This window comes from Klebsiella sp. GB_Kp056 (assembly GCF_040064755.1).
GTDB classification, from domain to species: domain Bacteria; phylum Pseudomonadota; class Gammaproteobacteria; order Enterobacterales; family Enterobacteriaceae; genus Klebsiella; species Klebsiella quasipneumoniae.
Genome location: NZ_JBEAJA010000039.1, coordinates 13,884 through 30,444, shown reverse-complemented (window position 1 = coordinate 30,444; position 16,561 = coordinate 13,884). Strand labels below are relative to the sequence as shown.

Sequence of the window (16,561 nt, the reverse complement as noted above, 5' to 3'; positions counted from 1 at the left end):
CGTCCCCCCCTTAGCCGTGGCTGGCGATAAGCTGCGCCAGCCCTTCCGGGTTTTCCCACGCCATCGAGTGCCCCGCGTGGGGCACAATCCCGACCGGGATCCCTTGCGCCTCTACCCGTTCGATATCCGCATAAGGGAGCGACTGCTCGCCGACGATCAGCATCTTCTGACAGCGCAGCTGGCAGAGCTGAGTAAACCAGGGGGTGTCGCTGCCGTGTATCAGGCTGCTGGCGGCTCGCCAGACGGCCCAGGGGGCGCTGTTTTGCAAACAGCCGGCCCAGGGCGAGCGCTCTTCCGCCAGCATCCTGGCGTAACCTTCGGCGATAAAGGCCGCCTCTGACTGCGCCGCTATGCGCCTGCTGTACTCGCCGCCTCCGGCGAACAGGTTGGGTTCAGAAACCAGCAGCGTCGTCACCCGCTCCGCCAGCAACCCTGCCGCTTCGATGGCGATGCTTCCCCCCATGCTATGCCCGTACAGCGCGAAGCGCTGCAGGCGCAGGTGGTCGAGGACTTGCTCCACCGCTTGCGCTTGTACATGTATGTTGTAACTAAAGTCATGCGGTTTATCGCTGTAGCCGAAGCCCGGTAGATCGATAAGTAATTTGCGCCGCCCGTTGAGCGCGGGGGCGCTGGCGACGCGGGGGTAGTCGTAAGATGACGCGCAGCCGAGGCCGTGGATAAACACCAGCGGAAGCCCCTCTCCCGGAAGATCGAGCCAACGCAATGTGGCGCCTGCGACGGACGAAAAGAAACCGTTCACCTGTTTGCCTCCATGATAAAGTTACTGTGTTTTTATACAGTAATCTTATCCATACCGCCACCCTTTTCTGTCGTCCGCCGCCGGAGCGTTAAAACAGCGAGACGAGGAGCGCCATCGGGAAGCTGAACGGCCAGGTGGCGCCGATCAACAGGGCCGCCAGCAGGCGGATCACCCGGCTCTCTTTGGTTAAAAACCAGCTAATTACGGCGCAGATCACGCCCATAATGGCGTAAAACACCAACATTTTTTGATATAACGTCATTCTTCGTTTTCCTTCCCTGAGGAGCGTTCCATGGTGGGATAATTATCTGCCATGACGTCGTGATTCAGAGATACCTGTATAACAAATTCAGAATTGGGCTGAATATTCAGAACAAAGCCCGATTCGTCTTAATCCGATAGCGCAACCGCGCCCGCCGTACTATACCTTTAGGGACTTACTCATTAAGGTGGCGTTATGGATGTCTCCAGCAAGACCGTCGTTATGATTAATGTCTGCGCCGCGTTCGCGCTTATCAGCCTGCTGTCGGTGAGATTTGGCTGGTTTTAATCATTTTACTCAGCAACGAAACCTAAAAAAGCAGCCCTCTGGGCTGCTTTTTTACCTGCGGAGGCTCGCGCCTATATTAGGGTCATAAACAATACGGGCTGAGTGGCCTGCGATAATAACCTTGTTTAGCGCAGGGTTATAATGAGGCAAAACATTCACTTTCTCACTATCCCATTCGGCGGCGGCGCAAACGGCCTGCCCCACTCCCGCGCTCTCACAGCCCTGAATACGTTTTGCCGGCGCGTTACCATAGCTCAGCGCCACGGTGCCGACAGCCAGCAGAATAAAAGCAAAAATTTTCACAGCGACATCAACGTTAAAACCGAATATGCGTGAAATGATCGCATGAGCGGCGGCGGAAAGTCAAACCCGGGAGCGTGCGCCACCGCGCTGGCGCGTATGGCGGATTGACGCGCCGGTTATTAAATATTGCGAATAAATATTACCCGTTAACCGTAAATATAAAAGCCTTATTTATCGTCGTGAAATAGTTTCTGTTCAGCGCAATCTGATTCGTCTGATAAAGATAATATTTCGCCAATCGCAAACCAAAAGATTATCGCGCGTTGGCCGAAAATGCGATATACCGCGCAGGCGCTGGATCTTAATAAGATAAAAGGCGGCTACAAGCCGTTGTAACTTAACCTTTTCATGTCAGGCCTCGCTGGCGAGGGCCCCCAATAGCGCTAAATGACAACAAATATCATTTGCCTTCTCTTCAGAGAATACTTACATTCATAACTATTGGTAATGTTTTTAGCGCTGTGCGCTTTTATATTTCGAGGTGGATATGTCCGGAATCATCACCCTGGTCATCGCGCTGATCCTGCTGGTCGCGGCGGTGTATAATATTATTTCCTATATACGGGACCGTCGCAGCGCCAGCTTGCCGAGCAAAAAAACCAAGCGCTGAACGCGGTTAACGCGATTTCCTTCCTGCGCCAGCATCGCTGGCATACTCCTCTTCCAGGCTTAGTGCAGACATAAAAAAAGCCCCTGCCATCAGGCAGGGGCCGGTATTGGGTCGCAAACCGCGACGTTGCCGCCTCACCCGCCGGGCGCGACGCGCCCAGGGTGACTGGCGAACCCCATCCGGCGCTTATCTCCGGCACTCACGATGGCTTAGCTCTTGAAGGGGTATCAGAATAATCTCACATTCCCCGCCGCGAGTTTTAACCATTTTTGCCATCGTGACTATTAGCGAACTAACACACCCATTGCGTAATCATTCGTTGCCGCTTATGGGTCAATCCGTTAGCCATGTTTAACCATCACATGGCGGACCACGGTGTAATCCTCAAGGCCGTACATCGACATGTCTTTCCCATAGCCCGACAGCTTCTGGCCGCCATGCGGCATTTCACTCACCAGCATAAAGTGGGTATTGACCCAGGTGCAGCCGTACTGCAGCCTGGCGCTGAGCCGGTGGGCGCGGCCAACATCTTTCGTCCACACCGAAGAAGCCAGACCATACTGGGAGTCATTGGCCCAGCTCAGGGCCTGCGCTTCATCGCTGAAAGGCGTCACGCTGACCACCGGGCCAAACACTTCGCGCTGCACGATGGCGTCTTCCTGCCGGGCGCCGGCGAGCAGCGTCGGCTGGAAATAATAGCCGGCGCCGTCCGCCCGATTGCCGCCGGTCACCACTTTAATATGCGGTAGCGCCTTGGCGGCTTCCACCGCGGCGCTAACGCGCTCAAGATGGGCCAGCGAGCTCAGCGGTCCCAGCTCGGTGGCGGCATCCTCCGGCGCCCCCATTTTCAGGCTGGCCACCGCCGCCCCGAGCTTCTCCACCAGCTGCTCATAAATACCCTGTTGGGCGTAGATCCGGCAGGCGGCCGTACAGTCCTGGCCGGCGTTGTAAAACCCGAAGGTCCGAACGCCATCCACCACCGCATCGATATCCGCGTCGTCAAAGACGATGACCGGCGCCTTACCGCCCAGCTCCATATGGGTACGTTTAATCGACGAGGCGGTATGGCCGATGATATGCGCGCCGGTGGCAATCGACCCGGTCAGGGAAACCATTCGCACCTTCGCGTGGGCGGTCAGCGGATCGCCCACCGTTTTGCCGCGGCCGAACAGTACGTTGACCACCCCTTCCGGGAAAATATCTTTTGCCAGCTCTGCCAGTTTCAGCGCCGTCAGCGGGGTGATCTCGGAGGGTTTTATCACCACGCAGTTGCCGGCCGCCAGCGCCGGGCCCAGCTTCCAGGCCGCCATCATCAGGGGATAGTTCCACGGCGCGATGGAGGCCACCACGCCCACCGGGTCGCGACGGATCATCGAGGTATGCCCTTCCAGATACTCTCCGGCCGCCATTCCCGGCAGGCAGCGGGCGGCGCCGGCGAAAAAGCGGAAAACGTCCGCAATGGCCGGCATCTCATCGTTAAGCACGCAGTGCAGCGGCTTGCCGCAGTTCAGCGACTCCAGCTGCGCCAGGGTCTCCGCCTGCGCCGCGATGGCATCCGCCAGCTTCAGCAGACATTCCGCGCGCGTTTTCGGCGTCGTCTGGCTCCAGGCGTCGAACGCCCGATCCGCCGCCTCAACGGCGGCATCCACCTGGGCCGCTGTCGCTTCGGCAATCTCCAGGATCACATCGCCGGTCGCAGGGTTGTATACCGGCACCTTCTCGCCTTCACCTGCCACTAACTTACCGTTTATCAAGAGGTTGTGTTGCATAGCATTATCCTGTTTCATGGTTTTATTTCCCGTTTCCGGCGACGTTATCGCCGTCGCGGGTGAGCCACCAGGCCCCTAAGATTGGTATCGTTGTTACCAGCATCACCAACAGCGCGACAACGTTGGTGACGGGCACATCTCGCGGCCGCCCCAGCTGATTCAGTAACCACAGCGGCAAAGTTCGCTCATGCCCCGCGGTAAAAGTCGTGACGATGATTTCATCAAATGACAGGGCGAATGCCAGCATCCCGCCCGCCAGCAGCGCCGATCCCAGATTGGGCAGCACCACGTAGCGAAAGGTCTGCCAGCCGGTCGCCCCCAAATCCATCGAGGCCTCCACCAGGCTCCAGGAGGTCCGGCGGAAGCGGGCGATGACGTTGTTAAACACCACCACCACGCAGAAGGTCGCGTGCCCCACCACGATGGTCAGCAGACCAGGCTCAAGGCCGACCGCTTTAAAGGCGGTCAGGAGCGCCAGGCCGGTAATAATCCCCGGCAGGGCGATGGGCAGCAGCAGCAGTAGCGACACCGCGTTCTTACCAAAAAAGGTGCTCCGCCACAGGGCTCCTGCAGCAAGCGTGCCAAGCACTAAGGCAATGGCCGTCGACAGGGCGGCAATTTTAAGTGACAACGTCACTGCCTCCAGAATATCGCTGCGCCCTGCCGCCTCGCTGAACCAGCGCAGCGTCAGCCCCTGCGGCGGAAAACTGAAGGCGGCATCTTCCGTATTAAAAGCATAGATGGCGATGATCAGCAGCGGAAAGTGGAGAAAAACCACCCCGCCCCATGTCGCCAGTTTCAGATACCAGGGTGCGCGTTCAGAGTGCATCGAAGGCTCCCAGACGTTTCACGAACGCCAGATAAAGGGCAATCAGCACGATCGGCACGAGGGTAAACGCCGCCGCCATCGGCATATTGCCGATCGCCCCCTGCTGCGAGTAAACCATATTGCCGATAAAGTACCCCGGCGGGCCAACCAGCTGCGGCACGATAAAATCGCCCAGCGTCAGCGAAAAGGTGAAGATCGACCCGGCGGCAATCCCGGGAATAGCCAGCGGCAGGACCACGTAGCGGAAGGTCTGCCGCGGGGCGGCGCCAAGATCGGCCGAGGCCTGCAGCAATGAGCCCGGGATACGCTCCAGCGCCGCCTGCACCGGCAGGATCATAAAAGGCAGCCAGATGTAGACGAAGACCAGGAAGCGTCCGAGTCCGGAGGTGGATAAGGTGTTGCCGCCCACCGCCGGGACGGTCAGCAGAGCGTTCAGCGCCCCTTCCAGCCCGAGATGGCCGAGAAACCACTGCGCCACGCCATCTTTGGCTAACAGCAGCACCCACGCGTAGGCTTTGACGATATAGCTGGCCCACATCGGCAACATGACCGCGATATAAAAGAAGGCCTTCATTTTGCCGCTGGTGTAGCGCGCCATATACCAGGCCATCGGCAGCGCCAGCAGAGCACTGGCCAGCGTCACGCACAGCGCCATGACCAGGGTGCGAACGATAATGTCGTAGTTGGCAGGGTTGAACAGCGCCTGCAGATTGGCCAGCGTGAAGTCGCTGGTCACCGACATGGTGAAGTCGTCAAAAGTATAGATACTCTGCCACAACAGGGTCAGCAGCGATCCCAGATAGACGATGCCAAACCACATCAACGGCCCAAGCAGCAGCAAAAACAGGCCCAGCGCCGGCCGGCGCCAGAAGATCCCCGATACGCGTCCGGCCTGCGCAGTAACAATCGCCATGGTCATCTCAGCCTCCGCTTTCCAGCGGGGTCATCGCCGCGCGCGACCATGACGCCTGCACCGTTTGCCCGGTTCGCGGAACGCTCGCCGCCGCCGCGCCGTCGATATTGGCCTGACTGACCAGCAGCTTGTCGCCATCCGCCAGCCGGAGCTCGATCCGCGTTGCCGCTCCCTGATACTGTACCGCCTGCACCACGCCCTGCACCTGCACTTCGCCGCCGCCCTGCAGGCGAACATGTTCCGGGCGCAGCGACCAGCAGCCCGCCAGGCCGCAGAGCCGCCGGGCCGCCTCGGCCTCAAAGACGTTGGCGGTGCCGACAAAACCGGCGACAAAGGCGGTCTTCGGATGCAGATAAAGATCCTGCGGGGCATCCACCTGCTCAATGCGCCCGTTGTTAAACACCGCCACGCGATCGGACATCGACAGCGCTTCGCTCTGGTCGTGGGTAACGAAGATGAAGGTGATCCCCAGCGACTGCTGCAGCTTTTTCAGCTCCACCTGCATCTGCTCGCGCAGCTTCAAATCCAGGGCGCCCAGCGGCTCGTCGAGCAGCAGCACCCGCGGCTGGTTCACTAGCGCCCGGGCGATGGCGACCCGCTGCCGCTGACCGCCAGATAGCTGGGAGGGCTTGCGATGGTGCGCAAAACCGAGGGCCACCTTCTCCAGCGCCTCCTGGGCGCGGGCATGGCGCGCTTTCTTCGCCACGCCTTTGACCATCAGGCCGTAAGCGACATTGTCGAGGATCGACATATGGGGAAACAGCGCATAGTCCTGGAACACGGTATTGACGTCCCGCTGCCAGGGCGGCAGCTCGCTGGCCGGCTGACCGAAGATCCGGATGGTGCCGCCGGAGAGCTGCTCAAAACCGGCAATCAGCCGCAGGCAGGTAGTTTTCCCCGAGCCCGAAGGTCCCAGCATGGAGAAAAACTCGCCGTCGCGGATGCCAATGCTGACCCCGTCCACCGCCCGCACATCGCCATACAGGCGCGATACATTCTGAAACTCGACCGCGTACGTCATTGTTTGCCTCCGATCCTTAGCGGCCGCCCATTATCGCAATGTAGTCCTGCGTCCAGCGGCTGTAGGGAACGTATTTCCCCCCCTCGGCAACCGGCGTTTTCCAGAAGTGGATGCGGGCAAACTGGTCATAGCCGTTGGTCTCACAGCCCTTCTCTCCGAGCAGCGCGCTGGCTTTACAGCCCCCAGGCACCACCGGCAGCGAGCCGAACCAGGCCGCTACATCGCCCTGCACCTTCGGCGTGAGCGACCAGTTCATCCATTTATAAGCGCAGACCGGGTGCTTCGCCTCGCTGTGCAGCATGGTGGTATCCGCCCAGCCGGTCACCCCCTCCTTCGGAAATACGGTAGCGACAGGCTGGCCTTCCGCCTTCAGGCCGTTGGCCTGATAGGGCCACGAGCTGGAGGCGGCCACCCCTTCGTTTTTGAAGTCGTTCATCTGCACGGTGGCGTCATGCCAGTAGCGGTGGATCAGCGGTTGCTGGTCACGCAGCACCTTCAGCACCGCGTTGTACTGGGTTTCGGTCAGTTGATAGGGATCTTCGATCCCCAGCTGCGGTTGGGTGGCTTTGACAAACAGCGCAGCGTCGGCGATATAGATCGGGCCATCATAGGCCTGCACCCGCCCCTGATTGGTTTTGCCATCCGGAAGATCCTGCTTCACGAAGACCACGCTCCAGCTGTCCGGCGGCGTCGGGAATACGCGGGTGTTGTACATCAGCAGATTCGGTCCCCACTGATACGGCGTGCCGTAAACTTTGCCCCCGACGTTAAACCATGCCCCTTGCGCAATGCGCGGGTCGAGAGTGTGCCACCCGGCAATCAGCGCTGTGTTAATCGGTTGAACGCGTTTGCCCATGATCAGACGCAGCGAAGCATCGCCCGAGGCAGTCACCAGATCGTAGCCGCCCTTGGCCATCAGGCTAACCATTTCGTCAGAGGTGGCGGCAGTTTTCACATTAACCTGACAGCCGGTCTCCTTTTCAAACTGGCTGACCCAGTCGTACTGCTTGTCGGTCTGACCGCGTTCGATATACCCCGGCCAGGCAATAATATCCAGCCGCCCTTCCGGTTTATCCAGCGAGGTGAGTGGCTCAGCCGCCTGGACGGTCAGGCAGGCCATCCCCAGCACATAAAGGCTGCAACGGGCCAATTTTTTGCTCATCAGGTGTTACTCCTGTCACAAGGGAATTAGCGGCAGCCGTGCCGTAAAAATATCTCCTGAAATAAGGGTAGTCAGCGGATTAACGCCCTCGGGGGAATTTATTCAGGTTGTGACCCGGGACGCATTACGCAAAAATCGCCAACACAAGACTGACTTTATGGATTATAGACAACGAGTTAGAGAAAAAGGAGGGGTATGCGTATTTCCTATGGTGAGCGCCGGTAAAATAATGACCGGCCTCGATAAAAATCCATCTTCGTTTATTTTTAGCGATTGTTTATCGCGGCGAAAAATAGTCAAAGCGATCAGGAAAGCTGCTCACGAATTAGCTCGCCCAGGCGCTTCACCCCCTGCTCTTCGCGTTCTCCCCAGCCCCAGGCGGTATTAAAGCGGAAAAACGAGGTCCAGCTGGCGGTGGTGGAGAACATTTTTCCCGGGGCGATGCTGATGTGCGACGCCAGCGCCCTGGCGCTTAGCACGCTGGCGTCGGCCCCTTCCGGTAGTTCGATCCACAGAAAATAGCCGCTGTCGCTGTGATGGATGGTGACCTCCGGCGGCAGATGGCGCAGCAGCGCCTGCCAGGCCAGCTGTTTACGTTCCGCCAGCTGGCGACGGAGACGGCGCAGATGGGCGTCATAGCGTTTGGTCGACAGGTAATCCACCAGGGCTAACTGCATCGGCGAGCTGGTGGAGAGCGTACTCATCAGCTGCAGCTGCTGGATCCGCCGCGCCTGTTTCCCGGCCGCCACCCAGCCGATGCGAAAGCCGGGCACCAGACATTTTGAAAACGAACTGCAGTGCAGCGTCATATCCTGTTGATCCCAGAACTTCGCCGGCAACGGCTTCTCGCGGCCAAAGTAGAGTTCGCTGTAAACATCATCTTCAATCAGCATCACGTCATAGCGCGCCAGCAGCGCCACCAGCGCTGCTTTTTTTTCGGCGCTGAGGGTGAAGCCGAGCGGGTTCTGGCCGTTGGTCATCAGCCAGCAGGCCTTGACCGGATAGTTTTGCAGGGCCGCCTCCAGCGCCGTCAGGTCAATGCCCTCTTTGACGTCGGTGGCCACCGACAGCGCCTTCAGACGCAGCCTCTCCAGCGCCTGCAGGGCTCCGTAGAAACAGGGATTTTCCACCACCACCCAGTCGCCGGGCTCGGTCACCGCCTGCAGGCTGAGGTTTAGCGCCTCCAGCGCTCCGGCGGTAATGACGATCTCGTCGGGCGAGATGTTCATCCCCTGCAGGGCATAGCGCCGGGCAATGGCGTGCCGTAGCTCCGCGTTGCCCGGCGGCAGGTTCTCAATCACGCTCATGGCGGTGGCGGTTTTACTCACCTGCGCCAGCGAACGGTTAAGCTGCTGGAGTGGGAAGAGACGCGGGTCCGGGAAGGCCGAGGCAAAGGGCAGCATTGACGCCTGGCGGCTGGCCTGGAGCACCTCAAAGATGTAAGTATTGATATCGACCGCTTCATCGCGGGTCACCTGAGCAGGCGGCGCCGGCTGACGAAGCTTCACCGGCTGAGGAGCGACGTAATATCCCGACTGCGGTCGGGCGACGATGCGCCCCTGGCTTTCCAGTAGCTGATAGGCATGGCTGACGGTCATAAAGCTCATGCCGCTGCTGACCACCTGCTCGCGCAGCGAGGGGAGCCGATCGCCCGGCAACCAGACGCCAAGCGCGATCTGGTCGGTCAGCTGCTGCGCCAGCTGTTGATACTTTTTCATTGTCACTCTTTCCTTGCTGCAACCTCCCTTTATCATATATCAGTTGTTATAAATTAACACTTTTAAGTAACTGTTATGTAAAACAGCGCAACCAGGTCACACAGAACGCCCGCAGGAAAGGTTCACGAGAAAATTGTCCAAAAAAACGATATGATGCATAACCAAAAAATGAACATGATACCGATGGTAATACATAAGCTATGTAATCCTTTTTCTGACATGACCATTCCCTTTTATTGATATCCTGAGAATAAAATACAAAGCACGGCTAAACACGACAATTTAAAATTATTTAATTCATAATTAACTGCCTCATCCTTTTTACTGATTCTCATACTAACAAACGTGTGTAGACGTTAAATTCATTAATAAAGAACAGATAATAAAATGCTATATCTGTCGTAATCAGAGGATATTGCTCACAAAAATTAAACGACCGCGCTTTCCCGGGCAGCTACAGGTCTAAGCTGATCCGTAAGACTACGACAATACAGTGAAATAGATTATTAATATTTTCCTGGCCAACAATCTGGCTTTGCTTTCAGCGTTAAAAATGACGCTGTTCCCCTGGGGGATTTCCATGTTGGCGGTCCCCGGAGACCGGCAAAAAGATCATAACAGCCGCCAACTGTTATGATAAAAAATGAACCGACTGCCTCTGCCCCCCTTGCCGCCACCCTGCCTAAAATTGCGCTGAATCAATTTTGTTGTGGAGTCCTGCATGTTCGGTCTTGATGCATTCCATCTGGCGCGAATTCAATTCGCCTTTACGGTCTCGTTTCATATTATCTTTCCCGCCATCACCATTGGCCTGGCAAGCTACCTGGCGGTTCTCGAAGGCCTGTGGCTGAAAAGCAAAAATCCCACCTGGCGCTCGCTGTACCATTTCTGGTCGAAGATCTTCGCTGTCAACTTCGGTATGGGAGTGGTGTCCGGGCTGGTGATGGCCTATCAGTTCGGCACTAACTGGAGCGGTTTTTCGCAGTTCGCGGGCAGCATCACCGGCCCCCTGCTGACCTATGAAGTCCTGACGGCGTTCTTTCTGGAAGCCGGTTTTCTCGGGGTCATGCTCTTCGGCTGGAACCGCGTGGGGCCGGGGCTGCACTTTTTCGCCACCTGCATGGTGGCGCTGGGGACGATCATCTCAACCTTCTGGATCCTCGCTTCCAACAGCTGGATGCAGACCCCGCAGGGGTTTGAGATCGTCGATGGCCAGGTGGTGCCCGTCGACTGGCTGGCGGTGATCTTTAACCCGTCGTTCCCCTACCGCTTGCTGCACATGACGGTGGCGGCATTTCTCAGCAGCGCGCTGTTCGTCGGCGCCTCGGCGGCCTGGCATCTGCTGCGCGGCAATCAGTCGCCAGCGATCCGCAAGATGTTCTCCATGGCGCTATGGATGACGCTGCTGGTCGCGCCGGTCCAGGCGCTGATCGGCGATATGCATGGCCTGAACACCCTGAAACACCAGCCGGCAAAAATCGCCGCCATTGAGGGCCACTGGGAAAACCCGCCCGGCGAGCCGACGCCGTTACTATTGTTTGGCTGGCCAGATATGGAGCAGGAGCGCACCCGCTACGGGCTTGAGATCCCGGCGCTGGGCAGTCTGATCCTCACCCACAGCCTGGATAAACAGGTGCCGGCGCTGAAGGAGTTCGCCCCTGAGGATCGGCCAAACTCCACCGTGGTGTTCTGGTCATTTCGCCTGATGGCTGGTCTCGGCATGCTGATGCTGCTGCTCGGGGCGCTGGCCCTGTGGCTGCGCCGCGGCGACCGGCTGTACCACTCGCGGCCGTTTCTGCGCTTTGCCCTGTGGATGGGCCCCTCAGGACTGATTGCGATTCTCGCCGGCTGGGTGACCACCGAAGTGGGCCGCCAGCCATGGGTGGTGTATGGCGTTCAGCGCACCGCCGAGGCGGTTTCCGCCCACGGCGATCTGCATATGTCGGTCAGTTTGTTGACCTTTATTGTGGTTTACAGCGCCGTCTTCGGGGTCGGCTACAGCTACATGCTGCGCCTGATCCGCAAGGGGCCGCAGGAGGTGCAACCCGCGACAACCGGTACGCCAGCCCGCCCGCTGTCCGCCGCTACTGAAGGTTATCTGCAGAAGGAGTCCCGCTAATGGGTATCGAATTATCGGTGATCTGGTTCGTGATTATCGTCTTTGCCACGCTGATGTACATCGTCATGGACGGCTTTGATCTGGGCATTGGCATGCTGTTCGGCACGGTCCGGGGCAGCACAGAGCGCGACGTGATGGTGAACAGCGTCGCCCCGGTATGGGATGGCAATGAGACCTGGCTGGTGCTGGGCGGCGCCGGTCTGTTTGGCGCCTTTCCCCTCGCCTACGCGGTGATAATCGACGCCCTGTCGATCCCCCTGACCCTGATGCTGATCGGCCTGATCTTTCGCGGCGTGGCCTTTGAATTTCGTTTCCAGGCCACGCCGTCGCACCGGCCATTCTGGGACCGCGCCTTCTTTGGCGGTTCCCTGCTGGCGACCTTCAGCCAGGGCGTGGTGGTCGGAGCGGTGATCGACGGTTTTACCGTCAGCGGTCGCGCCTTCAGCGGCGGCATGTTTGACTGGCTGACCCCGTTCAGCCTGTTTTGCGGACTCGGACTGTGCGTGGCCTATGCGCTGCTCGGCGCCACCTGGCTGGTGATGAAGAGCGAAGGCGCGCTGCAGCAGCGGATGCGCAGCGCGTCGCGACAGTTGCTGGTTGCCCTGCTGGCGGTGTTTGCCGTCATCAGCCTGTGGACGCCGCTGGCGCACCCGGCGATCGCCGCCCGCTGGTTCAGCCTGCCGAATCTCTATTTCCTGCTGCCGGTGCCGCTGCTGGTGCTCCTGATTAGCGCCTGGCTGTGGCGCACACTGCCTCTGCACGACCGCCATGTCTCGCCTTTCACCCTAACGCTGGGCCTGGTGTTTCTCGGCTTTAGCGGCCTGGGGATCAGCATCTGGCCGCATATTATTCCGCCATCGATTACCTTATGGCAGGCCGCCGCCCCGCCGCAAAGCCAGGGCTTTATGCTGGTGGGCGCGCTGCTGATTATTCCGGTTATTCTTGGCTATACCTGCTGGAGCTATTACGTGTTCCGCGGCAAAGTCCAGCCAGGGGAGGGTTATCATTGATGAAAACCGTCTGGTCCAAACGTCTGCTGTGGCTGATCGCGCTGTGGGGAGGCAGCGTGCTGACGCTGGCCGCCATCAGCCTGCTGTTTCGCCTGCTGATGACCGCCGCAGGTCTTAAAGTTTGAACCAGGATGCAGAGAAATCGGGATCCGGAGCTCTCCATCTTGTCTTCACTTTTACCTGCTGAAATACGCGGACACGTCAGAAGAAAGGATATTGCTATGAAGAAGTTAGCTTTACTGTCTGCCGCGATGACGCTGGGAATATCGTCATGGGCTTTCGCTGCCGACAACCCGCCGCCGCCAGAAAAAAGCACGCAGCATCAGGGTAAATCGGCGGCGAAAAACGGCCAGCACGACGGTAAGCAAGCGCAACACAACGGCAAGCAGTCGCAACGAGACAGCAAACAACCGCAGCATGGTGGTAAGCAGCCGCCAAAAGGCGGTGAGCACAGCGGGAAACCACTGCCGCCAAAAGCGTAATCCCTCCCGCCTGGCCTTCTGCGCCAGGCTTTTTTCACCCTCTTTCAGCAGACATTGACAAACCCTTGCCCTTCTTTGATAAACCGGGAAAAAAACCTGCACAGCGCCTGGCATAGTAAGCCCACGCCATGGATTCACAGAGAAAAGGTATGTTGAGGAGAAGCATGAGCGCCCTGCTGTTGCTGTGCGCGCTTTTTTCCGGGCATCTGCTGGCCCACCGTCAGGGGCACGATTACTTTCCGGTACAGAGCCTCGAGCAGCAGCTGCTGCACGAGGCGGATAGCGATGAGCTTCGCAGCCGGTGCGAAGAGAACGCCGCCGACCTGCGCGAGCATCACCGCTGGCAGGACGCCCGCAAACCGCGGGCATCACACAGCCAGTAGCGTCGCCGCGGATCAGGCCCCTTTGCGCTTCGGCAGGGTCTTCATCAGCTCGTCCGGGCTGACGGAGGCCACGATGCTACCCGGGTGCGGCATTTTGAGGATATGGTTTTTGATCTTGCCGACCACGTGCATTTCGCACGGACGGCAGTCAAACTTCAGGGTCAGCACTTCATCGCCATGGATCAGCTGCATCGGCGTGGCTTTCCAGCTCTTGATGGAGCCTTTCGCCTGTTTCGGACAGAGATTGAAGGCAAAGCGCAGGCAATGTTTAGTGATCATCACCGGCACATCGCCCTTCTCTTCGTGGGCTTCATAGGCGGCGTCAATCAGCTGCACGCCATAGCGCTGGTAGAACGCCCGCGCCTTGTGGTTATAGACGTTGGCGAGGAAGGAGAGATGGGTCTCCGGGTAGACCGGCGGCGGCACAGAGACCGGCTTACGGGTGCCGCGCTGCCAGGCGTTGAGCCGCGCGTCATCCAGCATTTCGGCCGTTTCACGCCGCAGCTGGTTGAGCAGGCTGTTGGGCACAAACAGCGGCGGCAGATTGACCTGCACCTCGCGCGCATAGTAAATGGTTTGCCCCAGTTTTGTGACACCGTCACGCAGATTGGCCAGCGCTTTCTCCGCCTGGTTAGCTTCGGCGAACTCCCCGTCAAGGGTGTGGGTCACGCTGACGCCATCTTCACAGGTCATGGTGAGAACCAGCTGCTCCTGCCAGCCGCTTAGGGTGACGTCTACGGCGATGCGGCGTTCGCTGGAGGTCTTCAGCAGCGCCTGCTGCCAGTTGTGATCAAGGTTGCGGTTGAGCGCCTGATGCGGGCGCACTTTGTGCAAATCCGCAGGCATCTCGTTCGGCCACACCCGATAGCGATTTTCGCCGGTTTTTTCCACGGTATTGGCGCGGAAGCCCACCACTTCACGCTTAATCATCACGTTAAGGCCATCGCCGTTGGTTAACGGTTCGCTGACCTCGACGTCGAGATGGTCTTTACCCACCTTCAGCACTTCGCCCACCGGCAGTCCGATAAATTTTGGCGAATCAAAGGCGCCGATATCGCCTTTACGGGCATTAACGAAGTAATCGGTGCTGCCGCGGTGGAAGGTTTTATCGGTGGACGGGATAAAGAAATGCTCGGTGCGCCCTGCCGAGGCGCGCGCGAGATCGCCGCGGTCTTCAATAATGGCGTCCAGCATCTGGCGGTAGTGAGCGGTGATGTTTTTCACGTAGCTCATGTCTTTGTAACGGCCTTCGATTTTGAAGGAGCGCACCCCGGCATCGATCAGCGCCGCCAGGTTGGCGGTCTGGTCGTTGTCTTTCATCGACAGGAGATGTTTTTCATAGGCCACCACTCGCCCCTGATCGTCCTTCAGGGTATACGGCAGGCGGCAGGCCTGCGAGCAGTCGCCGCGGTTGGCGCTGCGTCCGGTCTGGGCGTGGGAAATGTAGCACTGGCCGGAATAGGCCACGCACAGCGCGCCATGGATAAAGAATTCGATGGTGGCGTCAGTATTATCGTAAATGGCTTTGATCTGACTGAGGTTCAGCTCGCGCGCCAGCACGATCTGGCTGAAACCGGCGTCTGAGAGAAACTTTGCTTTCTCCACGCTGCGGATGTCGCACTGGGTGCTGGCGTGCAGCTCGATCGGCGGCAGGTCCAGCTCCATGATCCCCATATCCTGGACAATCAGCGCATCGACGCCCGCGTCGTAGAGATCGGTAATCAGCCGCTGTGCCGGCTCCAGCTCATCGTCATGCAGAATGGTGTTCAGCGTCACAAAGACCTTGGCGCCAAAGCGATGGGCGAAAGGCACCAGACCGGCGATGTCGCTCAGGCTGTTGCTGGCGTTGTGGCGGGCGCCAAAGCCAGGTCCACCGATATAAACGGCGTCGGCGCCGTGAAGGATCGCTTCGCGAGCGATACCGGCGTCGCGGGCAGGACTAAGAAGTTCAAGACGATGATTGTGCAGGCGCATACGCGTGTTGTTATCCAGTATAAGGGGGTCGAAATGGCGGCTATTGTAGTCAGAACCGGGCGCAGACGAAAACCTTTTCCGCCGTCGCGCGACGACGAATTTTCAGTTTTCAGCAAAGTATTGAAGGAAAAGATATTTCCCTCAAATCACCGTACAGAGTACTGTCATCACGTATTCCGGATTTTCCTCGTCACGTTGTGAGTGGTTATCATCAGTCATCTTGTCTGGCCGCGGGTTCGCCCGCGGTTTTTTCTTTTGGATAGTGGATAAGCGAATGGAAATGAGCCGCCTGGGCGCCGCTGTTCCGGTAGGCATGCGCCGCATCGCCGGCGAAGCGCCGACCCTCACCCGCCTGCAGCGAGTGCCACTCCCCCTGTAAGCAGAGATCCAGGGTACCGCTAATCACGACAACATGCTCAATCACCCCTTGCTCATGCGGTGTCGATTCGCTCAGCGCCCCGGGAGCAAGGGTTATCGAGAAATGATCAAAGCGCAACTCCGGGTCCCACGGGAAGACCGGGGTCACCACCATCGCCTGCTGCTGCGGGTCAAACGCGGAGGGCGCCGCGCCGTCATCCGGAACGATAAACGCCGAAAACGGCACGTTCAGCCCGGTGGCAATCTTCCACAGTGTCGCGACCGTCGGACTCGATTCATTCCGCTCAATCTGCCCGAGCATGGCTTTCGACACCCCGGTCTCTTCCGCCAGACGCGACAGGCTCCAGCCGCGCTGCTGACGCAGATTTTTGAGGGTGGCCGCCAGATGTTGCGCAATATTCATCCTACCTCCTGATTTTTCAGCCCAGAGTATACCTCCATTTGCCTGATTCAACAGGGCGATTAGCGGCATCGCGGGCCGTTTGCGACAAGAGCCGCGGTGCGCAGCCCTCACCACGCAGGAACCTTGTGCGCTAAAACGCACAATGATAGAGTAATCGGACGTTATAACGCACAAGAG

General features: G+C 58.6%; 19 protein-coding genes. 8 read left to right on the top strand and 11 right to left on the bottom strand.

What is annotated here, in order from left to right:
• Nucleotides 1-10: 10 nt before the first annotated feature.
• On the bottom strand, nt 11-760 hold the full coding sequence (locus ABLV52_RS06285; RefSeq protein WP_348890172.1) for an alpha/beta fold hydrolase: 750 nt from the start codon (nt 758-760) through the stop codon (nt 11-13).
• Nucleotides 761-848: 88 nt separating this feature from the next.
• Complete coding sequence (locus tag ABLV52_RS06280) at nt 849-1,022, bottom strand: GhoT/OrtT family toxin (RefSeq protein WP_008804686.1); 174 nt, start codon at nt 1,020-1,022, stop codon at nt 849-851.
• 195 nt (nt 1,023-1,217) lie between these two features.
• On the opposite strand from ABLV52_RS06280, the gene yncL reads away from it, so the two are divergent.
• Nucleotides 1,218-1,310, top strand: a complete 93-nt coding sequence (yncL, locus tag ABLV52_RS06275) for a stress response membrane protein YncL (RefSeq protein ID WP_002906891.1) — start codon at nt 1,218-1,220, stop codon at nt 1,308-1,310.
• A gap of 51 nt (nt 1,311-1,361) precedes the next feature.
• Here the strand turns inward: yncL and ABLV52_RS06270 are convergent, their stop codons facing one another.
• Nucleotides 1,362-1,613, bottom strand: a complete 252-nt coding sequence (locus tag ABLV52_RS06270) for a hypothetical protein (RefSeq protein WP_348890171.1) — start codon at nt 1,611-1,613, stop codon at nt 1,362-1,364.
• Between the two features lie 487 nt (nt 1,614-2,100).
• Between ABLV52_RS06270 and ABLV52_RS06265 the strand changes: the two genes are divergently transcribed.
• Nucleotides 2,101-2,223: a small membrane protein gene (locus ABLV52_RS06265; RefSeq protein WP_004898558.1), complete on the top strand. Its 123-nt coding sequence runs from the start codon at nt 2,101-2,103 to the stop codon at nt 2,221-2,223.
• A gap of 341 nt (nt 2,224-2,564) precedes the next feature.
• On the opposite strand, the gene patD is transcribed toward ABLV52_RS06265, so the two are convergent.
• From patD to ABLV52_RS06235, 6 genes are all read right to left on the bottom strand, one after another.
• Nucleotides 2,565-3,992 carry an aminobutyraldehyde dehydrogenase gene (gene patD / locus ABLV52_RS06260; RefSeq protein WP_049013245.1) on the bottom strand — a complete coding sequence of 476 codons (1,428 nt, stop codon included), beginning with the start codon at nt 3,990-3,992 and terminating at the stop codon, nt 2,565-2,567.
• A gap of 22 nt (nt 3,993-4,014) precedes the next feature.
• Nucleotides 4,015-4,821, bottom strand: a complete 807-nt coding sequence (locus tag ABLV52_RS06255) for an ABC transporter permease (protein ID WP_017900483.1) — start codon at nt 4,819-4,821, stop codon at nt 4,015-4,017.
• On the bottom strand, nt 4,811-5,740 hold the full coding sequence (locus ABLV52_RS06250; protein ID WP_348890170.1) for an ABC transporter permease: 930 nt from the start codon (nt 5,738-5,740) through the stop codon (nt 4,811-4,813). The genes ABLV52_RS06255 and ABLV52_RS06250 overlap by 11 nt, the downstream gene beginning before the upstream one ends.
• A gap of 1 nt (nt 5,741) precedes the next feature.
• Nucleotides 5,742-6,755, bottom strand: a complete 1,014-nt coding sequence (locus ABLV52_RS06245) for an ABC transporter ATP-binding protein (protein WP_004202778.1) — start codon at nt 6,753-6,755, stop codon at nt 5,742-5,744.
• 16 nt (nt 6,756-6,771) lie between these two features.
• Entirely contained in the window at nt 6,772-7,917 is a 1,146-nt protein-coding gene (ydcS, locus tag ABLV52_RS06240; protein ID WP_135718717.1) for a putative ABC transporter substrate-binding protein YdcS, read from the bottom strand.
• Between the two features lie 305 nt (nt 7,918-8,222).
• Nucleotides 8,223-9,635: a PLP-dependent aminotransferase family protein gene (locus tag ABLV52_RS06235; RefSeq protein ID WP_348890169.1), complete on the bottom strand. Its 1,413-nt coding sequence runs from the start codon at nt 9,633-9,635 to the stop codon at nt 8,223-8,225.
• Between the two features lie 721 nt (nt 9,636-10,356).
• On the opposite strand from ABLV52_RS06235, the gene ABLV52_RS06230 reads away from it, so the two are divergent.
• The 5 genes from ABLV52_RS06230 to ABLV52_RS06210 all read left to right on the top strand — a co-directional run bounded on the left by ABLV52_RS06230 (nt 10,357) and on the right by ABLV52_RS06210 (nt 13,629).
• Nucleotides 10,357-11,754: a cytochrome ubiquinol oxidase subunit I gene (locus ABLV52_RS06230; protein WP_004202782.1), complete on the top strand. Its 1,398-nt coding sequence runs from the start codon at nt 10,357-10,359 to the stop codon at nt 11,752-11,754.
• Entirely contained in the window at nt 11,754-12,764 is a 1,011-nt protein-coding gene (cydB, locus tag ABLV52_RS06225) for a cytochrome d ubiquinol oxidase subunit II (RefSeq protein ID WP_023289897.1), read from the top strand. The genes ABLV52_RS06230 and cydB overlap by 1 nt, the downstream gene beginning before the upstream one ends.
• Nucleotides 12,764-12,889 carry a DUF2474 domain-containing protein gene (locus ABLV52_RS06220; RefSeq protein WP_004202785.1) on the top strand — a complete coding sequence of 42 codons (126 nt, stop codon included), beginning with the start codon at nt 12,764-12,766 and terminating at the stop codon, nt 12,887-12,889. The genes cydB and ABLV52_RS06220 overlap by 1 nt, the downstream gene beginning before the upstream one ends.
• A gap of 96 nt (nt 12,890-12,985) precedes the next feature.
• Nucleotides 12,986-13,246 (top strand): hypothetical protein, encoded by a 261-nt coding sequence (locus tag ABLV52_RS06215; protein ID WP_348890168.1) that lies wholly within the window; start codon nt 12,986-12,988, stop codon nt 13,244-13,246.
• Between the two features lie 149 nt (nt 13,247-13,395).
• The gene (locus ABLV52_RS06210) at nt 13,396-13,629 is read left to right on the top strand and encodes a DUF2554 family protein (protein WP_032428865.1); all 234 of its coding nucleotides are present in this window, start codon (nt 13,396-13,398) and stop codon (nt 13,627-13,629) included.
• A gap of 12 nt (nt 13,630-13,641) precedes the next feature.
• Here the strand turns inward: ABLV52_RS06210 and ABLV52_RS06205 are convergent, their stop codons facing one another.
• Nucleotides 13,642-15,603, bottom strand: a complete 1,962-nt coding sequence (locus ABLV52_RS06205; protein WP_032453092.1) for a U32 family peptidase — start codon at nt 15,601-15,603, stop codon at nt 13,642-13,644.
• A 33-nt stretch (nt 15,604-15,636) separates the two neighbouring features.
• Between ABLV52_RS06205 and ABLV52_RS06200 the strand changes: the two genes are divergently transcribed.
• Nucleotides 15,637-15,804: a hypothetical protein gene (locus ABLV52_RS06200; protein WP_032429169.1), complete on the top strand. Its 168-nt coding sequence runs from the start codon at nt 15,637-15,639 to the stop codon at nt 15,802-15,804.
• 10 nt (nt 15,805-15,814) lie between these two features.
• Here ABLV52_RS06200 and ABLV52_RS06195 read toward each other — a convergent pair whose 3' ends face one another.
• On the bottom strand, nt 15,815-16,384 hold the full coding sequence (locus ABLV52_RS06195) for an XRE family transcriptional regulator (RefSeq protein ID WP_023289901.1): 570 nt from the start codon (nt 16,382-16,384) through the stop codon (nt 15,815-15,817).
• Between the last annotated feature and the right edge of the window lie 177 nt (nt 16,385-16,561).

Bases quoted from the DNA above. Each gene is read 5' to 3' on its own strand.
- ABLV52_RS06230 (WP_004202782.1), top strand. From the start codon at position 10,357: ATGTTCGGTCTTGATGCATTCCATCTGGCGCGAATTCAATTCGCCTTT.
- ABLV52_RS06280 (WP_008804686.1), bottom strand. From the start codon at position 1,022: ATGACGTTATATCAAAAAATGTTGGTGTTTTACGCCATTATGGGCGTG.
- ABLV52_RS06210 (WP_032428865.1), top strand. From the start codon at position 13,396: ATGTTGAGGAGAAGCATGAGCGCCCTGCTGTTGCTGTGCGCGCTTTTT.
- ABLV52_RS06245 (WP_004202778.1), bottom strand. From the start codon at position 6,755: ATGACGTACGCGGTCGAGTTTCAGAATGTATCGCGCCTGTATGGCGAT.
- ABLV52_RS06255 (WP_017900483.1), bottom strand. From the start codon at position 4,821: ATGCACTCTGAACGCGCACCCTGGTATCTGAAACTGGCGACATGGGGC.
- ABLV52_RS06200 (WP_032429169.1), top strand. From the start codon at position 15,637: ATGGCGGCTATTGTAGTCAGAACCGGGCGCAGACGAAAACCTTTTCCG.
- ABLV52_RS06195 (WP_023289901.1), bottom strand. From the start codon at position 16,384: ATGAATATTGCGCAACATCTGGCGGCCACCCTCAAAAATCTGCGTCAG.
- ABLV52_RS06220 (WP_004202785.1), top strand. From the start codon at position 12,764: ATGAAAACCGTCTGGTCCAAACGTCTGCTGTGGCTGATCGCGCTGTGG.
- ABLV52_RS06205 (WP_032453092.1), bottom strand. From the start codon at position 15,603: ATGCGCCTGCACAATCATCGTCTTGAACTTCTTAGTCCTGCCCGCGAC.
- ABLV52_RS06250 (WP_348890170.1), bottom strand. From the start codon at position 5,740: ATGACCATGGCGATTGTTACTGCGCAGGCCGGACGCGTATCGGGGATC.
- ABLV52_RS06215 (WP_348890168.1), top strand. From the start codon at position 12,986: ATGAAGAAGTTAGCTTTACTGTCTGCCGCGATGACGCTGGGAATATCG.
- cydB (WP_023289897.1), top strand. From the start codon at position 11,754: ATGGGTATCGAATTATCGGTGATCTGGTTCGTGATTATCGTCTTTGCC.
- ABLV52_RS06235 (WP_348890169.1), bottom strand. From the start codon at position 9,635: ATGAAAAAGTATCAACAGCTGGCGCAGCAGCTGACCGACCAGATCGCG.
- ydcS (WP_135718717.1), bottom strand. From the start codon at position 7,917: ATGAGCAAAAAATTGGCCCGTTGCAGCCTTTATGTGCTGGGGATGGCC.
- patD (WP_049013245.1), bottom strand. From the start codon at position 3,992: ATGCAACACAACCTCTTGATAAACGGTAAGTTAGTGGCAGGTGAAGGC.
- yncL (WP_002906891.1), top strand. From the start codon at position 1,218: ATGGATGTCTCCAGCAAGACCGTCGTTATGATTAATGTCTGCGCCGCG.
- ABLV52_RS06265 (WP_004898558.1), top strand. From the start codon at position 2,101: ATGTCCGGAATCATCACCCTGGTCATCGCGCTGATCCTGCTGGTCGCG.